16 protein-coding genes and 3 pseudogenes are annotated in these 13,058 nt (G+C 32.7%); 9 read left to right on the forward strand and 10 right to left on the reverse strand.

The window, feature by feature from the left end:
• Nucleotides 1-257: 257 nt before the first annotated feature.
• The gene (locus ACQH2P_RS02240) at nucleotides 258-431 is read right to left on the reverse strand and encodes a hypothetical protein (protein ID WP_425362818.1); all 174 of its coding nucleotides are present in this window, start codon (nucleotides 429-431) and stop codon (nucleotides 258-260) included.
• Nucleotides 395-766, reverse strand: a complete 372-nt coding sequence (locus ACQH2P_RS02245) for an IS630 transposase-related protein (RefSeq protein WP_425362819.1) — start codon at nucleotides 764-766, stop codon at nucleotides 395-397. The genes ACQH2P_RS02240 and ACQH2P_RS02245 overlap by 37 nt, the downstream gene beginning before the upstream one ends.
• A gap of 147 nt (nucleotides 767-913) precedes the next feature.
• On the opposite strand from ACQH2P_RS02245, the gene ACQH2P_RS02250 reads away from it, so the two are divergent.
• Both ACQH2P_RS02250 and tnpB read left to right on the forward strand, forming a co-directional pair.
• The gene (locus tag ACQH2P_RS02250) at nucleotides 914-1,339 is read left to right on the forward strand and encodes a hypothetical protein (protein ID WP_425362592.1); all 426 of its coding nucleotides are present in this window, start codon (nucleotides 914-916) and stop codon (nucleotides 1,337-1,339) included.
• A 25-nt stretch (nucleotides 1,340-1,364) separates the two neighbouring features.
• Nucleotides 1,365-1,679 (forward strand): annotated as a pseudogene (gene tnpB / locus ACQH2P_RS02255) (IS66 family insertion sequence element accessory protein TnpB); the annotation flags it as partial.
• On the opposite strand, the gene ACQH2P_RS02260 reads toward tnpB, so the two are convergent.
• Together ACQH2P_RS02260 and ACQH2P_RS02265 are read right to left on the reverse strand one after the other, a co-directional pair.
• Entirely contained in the window at nucleotides 1,676-2,785 is a 1,110-nt protein-coding gene (locus ACQH2P_RS02260; protein WP_425362590.1) for an IS66 family transposase, read from the reverse strand. The pseudogene tnpB and the gene ACQH2P_RS02260 overlap by 4 nt on opposite strands.
• Nucleotides 2,786-3,087: 302 nt before the next feature.
• Complete coding sequence (locus ACQH2P_RS02265) at nucleotides 3,088-3,321, reverse strand: hypothetical protein (protein WP_425362589.1); 234 nt, start codon at nucleotides 3,319-3,321, stop codon at nucleotides 3,088-3,090.
• Between the two features lie 217 nt (nucleotides 3,322-3,538).
• On the opposite strand from ACQH2P_RS02265, the gene ACQH2P_RS02270 reads away from it, so the two are divergent.
• Both ACQH2P_RS02270 and ACQH2P_RS02275 read left to right on the forward strand, forming a co-directional pair.
• A complete protein-coding gene (locus ACQH2P_RS02270) occupies nucleotides 3,539-4,177 on the forward strand; it encodes a hypothetical protein (RefSeq protein WP_425362820.1) in 639 nt (212 codons plus the stop codon).
• Between the two features lie 186 nt (nucleotides 4,178-4,363).
• Nucleotides 4,364-6,214: an AAA family ATPase gene (locus ACQH2P_RS02275; RefSeq protein ID WP_425362821.1), complete on the forward strand. Its 1,851-nt coding sequence runs from the start codon at nucleotides 4,364-4,366 to the stop codon at nucleotides 6,212-6,214.
• 210 nt (nucleotides 6,215-6,424) lie between these two features.
• Here ACQH2P_RS02275 and ACQH2P_RS02280 read toward each other — a convergent pair.
• Together ACQH2P_RS02280 and ACQH2P_RS02285 are read right to left on the reverse strand one after the other, a co-directional pair.
• Nucleotides 6,425-6,658: pseudogene (locus ACQH2P_RS02280) on the reverse strand (transposase); the annotation flags it as partial.
• Between the two features lie 13 nt (nucleotides 6,659-6,671).
• Entirely contained in the window at nucleotides 6,672-6,887 is a 216-nt protein-coding gene (locus ACQH2P_RS02285) for a hypothetical protein (RefSeq protein ID WP_425362675.1), read from the reverse strand.
• Between the two features lie 8 nt (nucleotides 6,888-6,895).
• On the opposite strand from ACQH2P_RS02285, the gene ACQH2P_RS02290 reads away from it, so the two are divergent.
• Nucleotides 6,896-7,027, forward strand: a complete 132-nt coding sequence (locus ACQH2P_RS02290) for a hypothetical protein (RefSeq protein ID WP_425362822.1) — start codon at nucleotides 6,896-6,898, stop codon at nucleotides 7,025-7,027.
• Here the strand turns inward: ACQH2P_RS02290 and ACQH2P_RS02295 are convergent.
• Nucleotides 7,008-7,880 carry an ISAs1 family transposase gene (locus ACQH2P_RS02295; protein ID WP_425364082.1) on the reverse strand — a complete coding sequence of 291 codons (873 nt, stop codon included), beginning with the start codon at nucleotides 7,878-7,880 and terminating at the stop codon, nucleotides 7,008-7,010. The genes ACQH2P_RS02290 and ACQH2P_RS02295 overlap by 20 nt on opposite strands.
• The gene (locus ACQH2P_RS02300; protein ID WP_425362823.1) at nucleotides 7,850-7,996 is read right to left on the reverse strand and encodes a hypothetical protein; all 147 of its coding nucleotides are present in this window, start codon (nucleotides 7,994-7,996) and stop codon (nucleotides 7,850-7,852) included. The genes ACQH2P_RS02295 and ACQH2P_RS02300 overlap by 31 nt, the downstream gene beginning before the upstream one ends.
• A gap of 617 nt (nucleotides 7,997-8,613) precedes the next feature.
• Between ACQH2P_RS02300 and ACQH2P_RS02305 the strand changes: the two genes are divergently transcribed.
• Together ACQH2P_RS02305 and ACQH2P_RS02310 are read left to right on the forward strand one after the other, a co-directional pair.
• Nucleotides 8,614-8,856, forward strand: a complete 243-nt coding sequence (locus tag ACQH2P_RS02305) for an AbrB/MazE/SpoVT family DNA-binding domain-containing protein (RefSeq protein WP_425362824.1) — start codon at nucleotides 8,614-8,616, stop codon at nucleotides 8,854-8,856.
• Nucleotides 8,840-9,259: a type II toxin-antitoxin system VapC family toxin gene (locus ACQH2P_RS02310; protein WP_425362825.1), complete on the forward strand. Its 420-nt coding sequence runs from the start codon at nucleotides 8,840-8,842 to the stop codon at nucleotides 9,257-9,259. The genes ACQH2P_RS02305 and ACQH2P_RS02310 overlap by 17 nt, the downstream gene beginning before the upstream one ends.
• Here ACQH2P_RS02310 and ACQH2P_RS02315 read toward each other — a convergent pair.
• Nucleotides 9,256-9,807: a helix-turn-helix domain-containing protein gene (locus tag ACQH2P_RS02315; protein WP_425362826.1), complete on the reverse strand. Its 552-nt coding sequence runs from the start codon at nucleotides 9,805-9,807 to the stop codon at nucleotides 9,256-9,258. The two genes, ACQH2P_RS02310 and ACQH2P_RS02315, sit on opposite strands and share 4 nt — an antisense overlap.
• Before the next feature lie 631 nt (nucleotides 9,808-10,438).
• On the opposite strand from ACQH2P_RS02315, the gene ACQH2P_RS02320 reads away from it, so the two are divergent.
• Nucleotides 10,439-10,903, forward strand: coding sequence for a helix-turn-helix domain-containing protein (locus tag ACQH2P_RS02320; RefSeq protein WP_425362827.1), 465 nt, complete (start codon nucleotides 10,439-10,441; stop codon nucleotides 10,901-10,903).
• Between the two features lie 143 nt (nucleotides 10,904-11,046).
• Nucleotides 11,047-11,748 (forward strand): hypothetical protein, encoded by a 702-nt coding sequence (locus tag ACQH2P_RS02325; RefSeq protein ID WP_425362828.1) that lies wholly within the window; start codon nucleotides 11,047-11,049, stop codon nucleotides 11,746-11,748.
• 405 nt (nucleotides 11,749-12,153) lie between these two features.
• Here the strand turns inward: ACQH2P_RS02325 and ACQH2P_RS02330 are convergent.
• A pseudogene (locus ACQH2P_RS02330) lies at nucleotides 12,154-12,915 on the reverse strand (Tn3 family transposase); the annotation flags it as partial.
• Between the last annotated feature and the right edge of the window lie 143 nt (nucleotides 12,916-13,058).

The following is a 13,058-nucleotide window of genomic DNA, read 5'->3' on the forward strand; positions in this document are numbered from 1 at the left end:
TTGACCCCTTTAAAGGAAAAATTGTAATGAAAATTGCCCCCCTAAATAAGTAACAATATCTCCGAAAAATTAATATTGTTAATATTTTTTTAAGGAGTTTTAAAGGGGTGTTTATAGTGGAAACAATAGGAAGAATACGTAGGATGTACCACGTTGATGGTAAGGCAATTAAAAAAATTGCTAGAGAATTGAATATATAGTGAAACCTATTGAATTAGGTGATATAAACTTTGTGTCATACCTGCGAAAGCAGGTATCTAGATTCCCGCCGCAGCTAGGAATGACAACTTACAATCGTTATGTTCTTTATCACCTAATCCTATGAGCATAACTATATCTATACCACTTTCATCAATATGTACTATTTGTTCTTTAGCATATTTACTGATCTCTTCTAAATATTCAGTTCGTTTCTCTGCACTCGCTTCCATATAGCTAAAGGTTTTTTTTTATAACTAAATCCTAACTCTTTTAATATCCTACCAGTTTGGGACCTAGCAATCCCAAACTCTTTACCAATATCTTGTAACCTCATATTTGAATTATTTTCTACAAAATCTGCTAATTTTTGCTTATCAACTTTACTTTTAAAGCCTAATCTAGCTTTCGCCAATATCGTTCCTTCCTTTCTCTTCCTTACATTCCAACGGCTAATTGTATTTTTATGTATATCAAATATCTTGGCAGCACTTCTTTGACTGTTACCTCTTGCTACATAATTTATTACTTTTTTTCTTAAATCTTCACTATATGGACTTGTTGACATTTTCCTCTTCACTATATGGACTTTTGATATTTCCTCTTTTTTATATCATATAATTTCACCTAATTCGTATACTTGCAGCAAAACTGCATAACTCTATCTAATTTTTTTGTTAGTATAAAATTTATTTTATACATTTGGGTTCCTACTATGCAAATACCATCAATTACTGTTGAGCAAGTAGCTCAGCAATTTAAAGCCTGGCGTCAAACTAAAACTAACAAGTTTGATCCCATACCAAACCATCTAAAGGAATTAGTTCGCCAGCTACTCCATCACTATTCTTGCAAAGATATAGCCAAACATCTCAATATTAATAAAACAATAATTAGTTCAATTCAACAAGCCCATCAACCTTCCCTCAAAACTTCTCCTACCTCAACTTCAAATAAAGTTCTACAACACGATATTAATTTTCTCCCATTTCAACTAGTAAATTCTATAGATACTGATCCTGTGGCTACTCCCAAACAAAATTACTACACTTGCCACATTATTAAGCCAAATGGTACCAAGCTTATTATTCAAACACTAGAGCTAAAAACCATAATTCAAACATTTCTATGCTGCAACTAACCCCTCAGTCAGTTATTTTTGTTGCCACATTGCCATCGACTTTCGTAAGGGTATCGATGGTTTAATAGCTGTTTGCAGACAAAAACTTTCTTCCAACCCTCTTAATGGTTCCTTGTTTTTATTCTATAATAAAAACAGAACTGCCATTAAAATTTTGTCCTTTGACGGTCAAGGCTTTTGGTTATGCTCTAAACGCCTATCCAAAGGTAAATTTACGGCAAAACTTTCCCCATCTGATAATTCATCTTATCAGATTTGTTATAGAACCTTACACATTCTTATTCATAATGGCGATCCTAGTTCTGCCAAACTCTCCAATGATTGGCTTCCTGTCATTTAAGCTGCCGTCTCGATTAATTCCGTATTATTTATATATCTTGCATAGGCAAAAGGTGTATAATTCGTAGGATGCTTCTTTGCTTTGCTACTCTGCTCTTGCAGCCAATTTAAATATTTAAATGCATTGATCCCGTTCTCACTACAAGTCTTTACTATACTATACAGACCACTATGTATCTCAGCACTATTGATTGTTTTAAAGAATAATGAATTCTTCCTTTGTAAAATAATGGTACGTAGTGACCTCTCAGCCCAATTATTATCAAGACTGCTAACTGGAATTTTCAAAAATTGCGTCAAACCTTCTTTATTATTTAACCAATATTTCATAGCTTGCCCAAACCTACTATTAGGCTCAACTTTCTTGTCGTTAAATAATTCGTCTATTTTGTTATATATGTTTTCTATATATTTACTGCTATGTTCCTGATGGTACTTCAGCTTTTCCTCAAGGCTCATCTCTTTACATTGATGTTCATTATGGTAAATCCCACCAGTTTGTTTGAGAAAATATCCGCATTCTTCAGGATAGTATGGTTCATTATCTGTAAATTTCCTCTGTCCATGTGATAAACAGTTGATCATAATTATTATTGCTAGTAATTCTTTATCTGCTTCTGATAATACTGGGTTATTATTGTTACTTGCATCAGTCATTAAATGAATAGAATCAGTCCTATTCTTACGATTCTTTAGTACGTTACCAATATTTTCCCCGCCATGCTTATTACCGGTAAAATATAAAACTATCACCTCATTATTGGCAGTCTTAGCACATATAGTAGTGGTATAACAGCTGCGTCCTTTCTTATTTTGAGTACGTAATTTTTTATTGGCTACAGTAATTTCTAAAATTCTAGCTCTAGTATCATCAAGATTCAGTGAGCTACATTCGGCAGCCATTTCCAATAATACCCTGTAAATTTCAGCTCCACCACCTTCTTGCCAAACATCTAAATATTGTTGCCACAACGAGCTATATGATACAGGAACCCCGCTTAAACTTTGCAACCTAGATAAACGATAGAAGGGAGTACCGTAGGTCTTTTGTAACACTATTGCACTTTTGCTACTATTTGTCCATTTGTTGATATTCTTATTGTTCATAACTGTATAATCGCAAGCATTACAGCGTAACGTTTTCTTTACATATCTGTTGACTGTAATTGGAGCATTACCTGTAAATTGTAGCAATTTTCTAGCTTCACTATTATAGAGTTTACCATTATCACAGTGAGGACAGCTATCACCACTACAAAAATTCTCAGGAGCTAAATAGCTGGTATTTGCATCCTGATAATCATCAAATCCATATTTACCTTGCCAATTACTGCGATCTCTCTTCTTGGACTCATCGTACTCTTCTTCATTACCACCATTCTTATTATCAGATTCACTCGGTGGTTCTTTTAATGAATCTGAACTATCTTTTTTTTGTTATCTGCCTTAAAACCAATCATCATCTCCTTAAGCTTATTTATACTGATGTTTGATGATGCTAGCTTGTCTATTAGTTCGTTACAAAATTTCACAAGTTCTATCACCGCTTGCTGATCATCTCCTGTTAATGAACTTGCCTTAATATGTTGTATTAGTTCTTCTCGTTCCTCAGCACTTAAGGTCGCTACTTTTGGCTTTTTCATTTTGATTCATTCATTACGTTTAATAATTGAAATGTTATAGTATAACTGATAGTTTTTCAACCAGTTTTTTTACTAATCGGTGATATTTGCATAGTAGGAACCCAAATTTATAAAATAAATTCATACTACCAAAAAAATTTAATAGAGTTATGCAGTTTTGCTGCAAGTATACCCTAATTCTATAGGTTTCACTATATTCAGATGGTAAAGTGGACGAATGGACTTATATTTAGGTACATGGGATCCAAAGAATCCAACCAAAAAGATTTATGTAAGAGAAGATGAGGTTTTAAAGCAGGTAGAAGAGGTTTTTAAAAGAATAGGTATCAGGGAGCCAGAAGTGCTAAAAGAGACTCTAGCGTATCTAAAAAGCACAAATGAGCTAAAAAAAGACGAGCATGGGCAAGCAACAGCTGCTTTAAAGAAAGAACATACAGAAAATGAAAATAAACTAAATTCATTAATTGATTTAAGATTAGGCAGCGAACTAAGCAAAGAAGAATTCCAAGCAAAGAAACAACAATTAAAAGATCGTCAATATGAAATTACTCGTTTACTTAAAGTTTATGAGGAAGCAGACGATAAATTTACTGATACCGCTACAATGCTAATAACTCTAGCTTCTGAAGCCTATGAAACCTTCAAAGGTTCTGAAACCCTCGAAAAACGCAAAATGATAAATTTCGTATTTCAGAACCTCAAACTGAATGGCAAGAAACTTGAGACCTCTCTACGTTTCCCGTTCGATATTTTTGAAAAAACGACGACTTGTACAAAAATGGCGGGGCGTAGTGGACAATTTCAGAACCACAATAGACATAAAATTATTAATTATTCAAACACTCACATTACGTGAATATTAGGGATTTTCTAATAATTCTTCCTATCATTATTAATCAGATGACTACCACTAAAATAATAGATTAACCACACGCATGATGTAAGAAATTTATTTTATGTAAATCTACTCGCTAGGCTAGCTTGTTTGTGTTATTATTCCCTAATAAAGTTTATAATAATTTTCTAATATAATGAAATTAATATGATAGTAGAACTTTCTGATAATATATCAACTAAAGAAAATAATATTATTAAAAGTAACAATAAGCTACCAAGAATGAGGGTAGGTACTGATGATTTTGAGACGTTATTGTTAAATAGTGATATATTTGTTGATAAAAGTTTAATGATTAAAGAATTATTAGAAGATAGTGGAGAAGTAATCCTTATTACTAGACCAAGGCGTTGGGGTAAGAGTTTGAATATGGATATGCTCCGGAAATTTTTTGAAATAGAAGTAGATCAAAATGGTGTTCTTTTACCTACGGAAGATAGAGTCAATCGCATTCTCTTTACCGGTGGGGAAATCGATTTAGGTATTAAAGGTATAAAGACATTAGGTTCTTTAAATATTAATAGTGAAGAATATGCCATGGTTCAGCAAGGTAATTACCCTGTGATTTTGCTCAATCTTAAAGATGTAAAAGGTGGTAGTTATAAGGAAATTGCAGCAGGTGTCAAAGATCAAATTATAGCATTATTTGCAAGTCATGGCTATTTAATTCAGCATGTTACAGAAGATACAGGGTTATTAAATAATGCACAGAAAGACAAGCTAAGGCGATATTTTGATGGGAAACTTAAGGGAAATGATTTGAAAACTAGCTTACGCTTTTTAAGTGAATTACTCTTTAAACATTTTGGTCAAAAAGTTTACATATTAATTGATGAGTATGATACACCTATTAATAGTGCTTATATTGAATTTGGTGGTAAATTAAAAGAATTTGATGATGTACTAAAGATATTTCGTGGGATATTTGGCAGCAGCCTAAAGAGTAATCCTTACTTAGAAAAAGGCGTAATAACTGGCATATTACGGGTTGCTAAAGCTAATTTATTTTCGGATTTGAATAATGTTAGTGAATATACCTTACTAGATAAAAAGTTTGCTAAGTTTTATGGTTTTACCCAAGCAGAAGTTGATGAGTTATTGACCAAAGTACCACTCGATACTGATCCCGATCAAATTAAAGGATGGTATAATGGTTATAATTTCGGTGGTGAGATAATTTACAATCCCTGGTCAATTATGCAGTGTTTATCTAATGAAGGTAAGCTTGATCATTATTGGCTTGATAGCGGTGGTACTTCGCTTATTGATAAAACATTGTTATCAGATGAGATGCAAGAAGATTTACAAAACTTAGCTGCTGGAAAGAGTATTATCTCACCTATTACCAAACAAATAAGTTTTGCTGATATCAATAAACCAATAGGACTATTTAGCTTGTTATTATTTAGTGGTTATTTAAACCCTACTGCCAAAAAACCAGAAGAAAATATCTATGAATTGTCTGTACCTAACAAAGAAGTAAGATATATATATAATGCCAGAATGCTGCAATGGGTAACTGATCAATTAAAAATCGATAGTTCCAGATACTACTCTTTTGTGAGTTTATTACCTGCTTGCAAGATAGAGGAATTTAAAGAAAGGTTGCAAGAGCTATTATTAAACGCTACCAGTTTTTACCAAACAGGTGAGAAAAAAGCCGAAATATTTTACAGCGGTTTTATGCTTGGTCTAATTAATATACTAACACCAGATTATATTATAGAAAGTGAAAGAGAGACAGGCAATGGTAGAGCTGATATTATGTTACTACCTAAAGTCAGAAAGCAGAACAATGCTATTATTATTGAATATAAAATATGCAAATCTCCTGATATTCTAGAATCTGTTGCAAAAGCGGGACTAGATCAAATTGTGAAAAAACGATATGAGGCTAAAATAAAAGAATACTCACATGTTCAGAAAATCATTAAAATTGCTATGGCTTTTTACGGCAAGGAAGTAGCACTAGATTACCAAATTGATAATATCTATTAGTTCTACTTGTCTTATCGTCGTTTCGTTAGAAGAAGTCTAGATGTTGATAGATTGGTAACTTAGTTGTACTAAAGATTTAATCTGATAAACTGAAAATTACTTAATCTGGTTGTTGGGTAAATTTTGACTATCAGATAATGATAAGATTACTATTTATGAATATAGGAAATAAATTAAAATCAAAAAGCAGCAATTGGCTAGGGCGTGTCATCAATTCAACAAAATTACAGAAGCAGCAAGATGAATCGCCCCCAAAAAGTTTTGAGCCGTTTTATCATAGCGTGTTGCAATCGCCCTATATTGTTTAAGCTTAGCAAAAAAATTTTCAATTAAGTGCCGTGCCTTATAAAGCTCTGTATCCAATTCTATTGGAATTTTGCGGTTCTTCCTTGATGGAATTACAGCCACACAACCTTTTTCTTTTAGCCTGATCCTTACACGGCGGCCTCATGAACAATTAGTTAATTTCTATTAAAGCATTAGTAAAACGTTTTAAGTTCTTTGGTGACCAACCCATAGTAAGCATCATTTTGGGTCTAGTCTCCCTTTTAGTCTTTATTTTATTTAAAATATTTAATACAAATCTTCTGATAATTGCCATATTCGCAGGAGCATTGCCTTGTCTTATGCTACTTGCATCCTCGTTAAATACCACGTCTATAGTTATGCTCATAGGATTAGGTGATAAAGAACATAACGATTGTAAGTTGTCATTCCCGCGAAGGCGGGAATCTAGATACCTGCTTTCGCAGGTATGACACAAAGTTTGTATCACCTAATTCAATAGGTTTCACTATAGTATCCAATGCATAGATTCAACTCCCCAATGGGACCTTATATTCTTTAACATTACTTCAGCAGAATTGTTGGAACTACTGATATAATAATTTACTGATTCTGACACTTTATTTTTTTCAACTACTTTTCTTTTGATCTCAATAACAGAACTCAAACTAGCCCATTGATCATCATTAGTTATTTTCTTAATATCACGAATTATGCGACATTTTCTTTCCTCAATTCTGCCATGTCCCTTTTCATATGTTCCTGCAATATCCGTTCCTAAAAACTCAAAAACCTCTGTCTGAAAAGCTTTTTCAACCTCGTTGTACAATCCAGGGTGATTCATCTTTAAACCCAAAATATATTCACCCTCTTTCTCTACAATTTGCTTAGCTATATTTTTTTGACACCCCATTGCATCAATACTAACTATTGCTCCTTTGATATCCAAACACTCTATTGCTTCTGGAATAGATGTAATCTCATTCTTTTTACTATCAATAACTTTGCCGAATAAAGTTATACCTGATTCAGCTGCATATACATTTAAAAAATGTAATGCTCTGATACCCTCATGTTTTGTTCCTCTCAGCGTTTTACCATCTATTGCATAATGTTTTTCACTTAAATTGTTAGTAAAATATTTTACTAACACCTTATTTAATTGACTAGAATCAAGACTAGTAAAAAAACGTCTAATTGTACAATCACTAGGCGTACCATTTTCAAACGGAAAATATTCTCTCAAAGTATCAATATGTGCCTTGCCAAATTCTTCAATCTCCTCCCAACTCTCCGCCCGTGCGGCAACCGCTACTATTGCTAAAAACACTAACTCTATTAAGGGATATGCTATCTTACTTTCTTGTCTATGATCTTCAATATAGTGAAACCTATTGAATTAGGTGATACAAACTTTGTGTTAACCTTGCGAAAGCAGGCATCTAGATTCCCGCCTTCGCGGGAATGACAACTTACAATCGTTATGTTCTTTATCACCTAATCCTATGGGCATAACTATATCGCAAAAATGTTCTGCAAAGTTCTTGACGAATTCTCTCTCTTAACATCACTATCTCCAAATAATAATTATTTTATTAAGAGATTCTTACGATATTACTCCACTATTTGCAAAAACTTTATTATTAACATTTCTTTACCTTTTGTTCATGAGACCGCCGTGCAACTTAAATGCATATAATCTTCCCCTGAATGTCAAAAAATTGTAAGTTTTTGACCACCAAAGACAAGATTTTTAGAAGTAAGTGAATCTAGATTGGTGATCGGGGGGTAGAAAAACCGCCTTAGGACAGCTACGATAGCCTTTAGGCTTAAATGTAAACATTTAAGCCCTGGACATAACTATCGTCTCCCCGACCATAAAAGACCGAGAAGCACCATTTTTACGGTATAATGCATACCGCTGTCAGATAAAGGTTGCTAAACCCCAGAATTACTTTGCAGTAATTCCACCTTAGATTTTAAATATCTATTTGTCTAAAGTCAATATAATGTTTTTATGATTCAACTATTTATTAAATTGACCATTTTTATAATTTTGTCTAAACTGTATATATTGTAGATTTATATTAATCTTAATATTATAGGTATATATTATGACAGCACTAAAAAGTTATATAGATAGTAATGGCAGACTTGCTATTCCAGCTAAAATTAGAAAGAAACTGCAACTTAAAGCAGGTGATGAAGTTTCAATTAAATATGAAGACTCAGAATTAATAGTTTCAACTTTTCATGCTAATATAGAAAGAGCCAGAAATATTTTGAGTAAATATAAGAATATTGATTTGCAAAAAGAGTTAGAAATTATGAGAAGTGAAGATGTCAACAAGTTCTAAATCTTTGACCAAAACAAAAAAATATTTGCTGGACACATCAGCAGTTATTGCCTTATTAAAAAAAGAATCAGGTTATAAAATATTAGAGGATGTTATCGCAAGTAGTAGCATTTCATCAGTTAATTTAAGTGAATTAGTTTCTGTCCTGATTAGGTCTAATATAGCAGAAAATGAAATTGATGTAATCATAACAGATATAGTGCCAGAAATCATACCCTTTTGTGGAAATATATGTATCAATACCGGTAAGTTAAGTCGCTTAACAAAAGATTATGGTCTATCTTTAGGTGACAGAGCCTGTATAGCAACTGGTTGCTATTATAACATGGAAATTTATACTACTGATAAAATTTGGCTAAAAGTAGCTGATAATATTACCGCAAAAATCGTTTTAGTACGTTAAATTTTCATATCAGTATCACGATTGGAATTTTGTTGAGAATGTTCACTATTATCAGAAGAAGCAACGGGTTTAATTCTACCAATCATTTCATCTACTGATACTTGGAAATAATCTGCTAGGGCTATCGTTACGGCACTACCTAAAGTTTGTTGTAAAGAATCTTCCTTTATAAAATCATGGATAATATGTTCATTAAATCCAAGTTCTCTAGATAATTTATAGGAATTTAAATTTAGTTTTTTTACTTTTTCAGTAAGAAAATTTTTTAAATTAATACCAATACTTTCTGAATCAATTATTTGAAATTTATAATTTTCTGTGTTTAGAGAAATATATATATTCCTACCAACAACTTCATCAATAGAACATTCAAAGTACTCTGCTATAATAATAATACTTCTGAGGGTAGGGCTATAATGTTCAGATTTGGTAATATTACCTAATGTTGAAGAAGGAATGCCACTACCTTGTACAAAGTCTTTTCTTTTTAATTTTCTATCTTTAAGTTTTAATTTTAAAAATTTTTTAATGTTTCCAGAAACATTCATAATATAATTCTGATGAAACGTTGTAATATTTCTCTTGACACCCCAAAATAATTATATTAAACTCCTAAAATAGGATGAGACCAAAAAAGGAGAGGTCAGTAACTACTGACTAATTTTTTAGAACCAAAATACATATTTTGGTTTAGCTACCCGATTAGTATTTAGCCTTGGCGTCATTGCGAGACCACATAGTGGTCGTGGCAATCTAGAAAGTAATTAAAATGGATTGCTTCGTCGTGCTTACGCACTCCTCGCAATGACGAATCGGATTAGCTATAAGTCTCAAACTATGTAATATTTAAACTCAAGCCTAGTTTATCAACAAAGCTAAGACTTAAATATTATACTAAACTAGTAAGTACTTAGAAATTTTCCGAACTCAAAAGTACTTACTAGCGAAATTAATCCAATAGCATCGCTATTAAATTACAACCGTTATTGAGGTGTTAACTATGATCATACACAAATCTCTTCCATTAGTCAAACTCTATTATTTTTTTATGTCGATAACAAGGTATATGACCGTAATTGGTAACAAGGTAATTGTCCGGAAATAGAGTATAAGAATCTCTCAAATTAAAAGAGAGAGGTTATGCCAAGTAGGACAAAAATATTACAAGAGGTTATAAAAATGCGATTCGAAGAAATATACGACAGATACGATAGAGGAGAAATTAGCAACGAAGTTGCAGCAGATTTATTAGGATGCAGTGAAAGAACCTTTAGACGAAAGAAAGTGAGGTATGAGGAAGGTGGGTTTTCTGGGCTGTTAGATAGAAGGATAGGCCATATGCCACCTAACAAAGTAGCAGTTGATGAAGTAGAGCAAATGCTAAAATTATACGAAGAAACATACTATGATTTTACATCTAAACATTTTCATGAACAGTTAGTAAAGAAACATAAATTTACTCATAGTTACAATTTTGTTAGGGTATCACTGCAAGGATGTGGCTTAGTAAGTAAGCTTACTATCAAGAAGCCTCACCATCGTCTTAAAAGAGCTAGAAAGGCGATGGTAGGTATGATGCTGCATCAGGATGGTTCTACCCATGAGTGGATTTATGGACTAGGGTATCATCCGGATTTGATATAGTTATGCCCATAGGATTAGGTGATAAAAAACATAACAATTGTAAGTTGTCATTCCTAGCTGCGGCGGGAATCTAGATACCTGCTTACGCAAGGTATGACACAAAGTTTGCATCACCTAATTCAATAGGTTTCACTATAGTGACAATGGACGATGCCAGCAATGAAATATATTCAGCATTTTTAATAGAGGAAGAAGGAACAGGTAGCTGTTTTATAGCCCTGACAGAAGTAATAGGAGCTAGAGGGTTATTTAGTTCTCTGTATGTGGATAGAGGTAGCCATTATGCTTACACGCCAATAGCTGGTGGTAAGGTAGATAAGAATAACCCGACCCAAGTAGGAAGAGCTTGCAAGCAACTTGGTATTCAGCTTATCCATGCCTATTCTCCGGAGGCAAGAGGTAGGTCAGAGAGGATGTTTGGCTCTCTGCAGAAACGTTTGCCACAAGAATTCAGAGTAGCTGGTATTAGAACGATTAGAGAGGCAAATTGTTATCTCAAGGAAATTTTTGTTCCAGAATATAATGAACAGTTTTGTGTGACTCCAGAGCTTAAGGAGAGTGCGTTTATCCCCTATGCTGGAAGGGATTTACAAGACATATTATCGATTCAAGAGGAAAGAGTAGTAGCAAAAGATAATACTGTTTCCTATAACAAAAAACTCTTGCAAATCCCAAGTAATGACCAGAGGTATCATTATGTAAAATGTAGAGTAATGATACATGAATACACCAATGGAGAACTGGCTATTTTCCATGGTGCTAGGAGATTAGCAAAATATGATGCAAGTGGCAAGGTAATTGTGGAGTTAAGCAAAAAGGCTGATAGTAATAGTATTGCTGCGTAAAGTGAGTTAGTTATTGTGAATCGCTAGCTTTCTTTTCTGGTTATGGAATTATGGATAACTTTTCAAAAAGTTCTCCACAATTCCACAACCACAACCATCTAAATTTTTAAAAATATTTTTTAAGAATTTAAAAAAAAAGATTCACAACAAAACGGACAATTACCTTGTTACAAAACCCGGACATTTTAGAATGTTATTGACAGTTATAGTTGCTGGATATTGACAATCACTGGAGAAAAAGATATGGTTTCTAAGTTGAGGTTCTTTTTACTATTTATGAAATGAAAATCATGATCCTTATAGCCTTTTTCTTCTGCTTATAAGTAGTGTAGCTGTTTAACAAGTTTATTTTTTTACCAATACCAAAATTATTAGTGTTTGTCATAAGATCAATTGCAAGATGAATTAATAAGCCAAATCAATATTTTCTATAATTTTGTCTATATCAATGACGTTATCTTGATTTTGAAAAGTATATTGACCAAGAAAGTGAATATGATGGTGCCAAGTAACAGGTGATATTTTCTTAATTACCGCCAAAAATCTTTTATTATTAGCAAGGTGATTGTATTTCTCGAGAACTGCAGATAGGATCATAGAGTTGTAGTAAATAATCGCATGAGCAACTAATCTACCGCATTGGTTACTGATTTCTACATCAATGTCTGTTTTGCCATATAATTGTTTTTTACCGCCAACTTTTGCAATAGCAGCTCGTAATTGGTGATATGATTCAATTCTATTTTGTGATTTATGCACTACTTTCTGTAATTGAATGTCCATTAAATATTTAAGAGTATAAATACTCCTTACCAATTTATCATACTCAAAAACTGCTTTACGTAGAGTATTTTCTGGTGGCAAGTGACATAATTTCTTTATTAAATTAGCTTGGTTCATTTCCTTAAGTGCTAAGGTAGCAACGAGCCTATCAATATTACTTTTTTGTACAATAATACATTGTTGATCAATTTGAGCAATTGGCTTAATTAAGTAATCTGCGTATAGGTTAATATCATTAGTACAATAAAGGTTTTTTAGTTGATCATTAAGGTTAGTGAATCTTGGTTTTAATTGTACTCCAAACCAATTAAGGATGGCGAAATTTGCTTTGTTTATGCTGTGCATATCGCCAGTAATGGCTTCTGGTATAATCTCTGAACTATTAAGGGAAGTAGCAACATTTATGTAGGAATGTGGCATAAGGCTGTATTCCTTTAGATATAAGGCATGTAGAGGCTAGTTTTTCTGATTTTTTCTAAAATCTCTCCATAAAAAGATAAAATATCTTTTTAAAAAATCTCCTATAA

The sequence above is a fragment of the Candidatus Tisiphia endosymbiont of Hybos culiciformis genome, assembly GCF_964030975.1.
Taxonomy (GTDB): Bacteria; Pseudomonadota; Alphaproteobacteria; order Rickettsiales; family Rickettsiaceae; genus Tisiphia.

Coding starts and splice junctions, on each gene's coding strand:
- ACQH2P_RS02240 (WP_425362818.1), bottom strand. CDS start 431: ATGGAAGCGAGTGCAGAGAAACGAACTGAATATTTAGAAGAGATCAGT.
- ACQH2P_RS02245 (WP_425362819.1), bottom strand. CDS start 766: ATGTCAACAAGTCCATATAGTGAAGATTTAAGAAAAAAAGTAATAAAT.
- ACQH2P_RS02250 (WP_425362592.1), top strand. CDS start 914: ATGCAAATACCATCAATTACTGTTGAGCAAGTAGCTCAGCAATTTAAA.
- ACQH2P_RS02260 (WP_425362590.1), bottom strand. CDS start 2,785: ATGAACAATAAGAATATCAACAAATGGACAAATAGTAGCAAAAGTGCA.
- ACQH2P_RS02265 (WP_425362589.1), bottom strand. CDS start 3,321: ATGAAAAAGCCAAAAGTAGCGACCTTAAGTGCTGAGGAACGAGAAGAA.
- ACQH2P_RS02270 (WP_425362820.1), top strand. CDS start 3,539: ATGGACTTATATTTAGGTACATGGGATCCAAAGAATCCAACCAAAAAG.
- ACQH2P_RS02275 (WP_425362821.1), top strand. CDS start 4,364: ATGATAGTAGAACTTTCTGATAATATATCAACTAAAGAAAATAATATT.
- ACQH2P_RS02285 (WP_425362675.1), bottom strand. CDS start 6,887: ATGAGCATAACTATAGACGTGGTATTTAACGAGGATGCAAGTAGCATA.
- ACQH2P_RS02305 (WP_425362824.1), top strand. CDS start 8,614: ATGACAGCACTAAAAAGTTATATAGATAGTAATGGCAGACTTGCTATT.
- ACQH2P_RS02310 (WP_425362825.1), top strand. CDS start 8,840: ATGTCAACAAGTTCTAAATCTTTGACCAAAACAAAAAAATATTTGCTG.
- ACQH2P_RS02315 (WP_425362826.1), bottom strand. CDS start 9,807: ATGAATGTTTCTGGAAACATTAAAAAATTTTTAAAATTAAAACTTAAA.
- ACQH2P_RS02320 (WP_425362827.1), top strand. CDS start 10,439: ATGCGATTCGAAGAAATATACGACAGATACGATAGAGGAGAAATTAGC.
- ACQH2P_RS02325 (WP_425362828.1), top strand. CDS start 11,047: ATGGACGATGCCAGCAATGAAATATATTCAGCATTTTTAATAGAGGAA.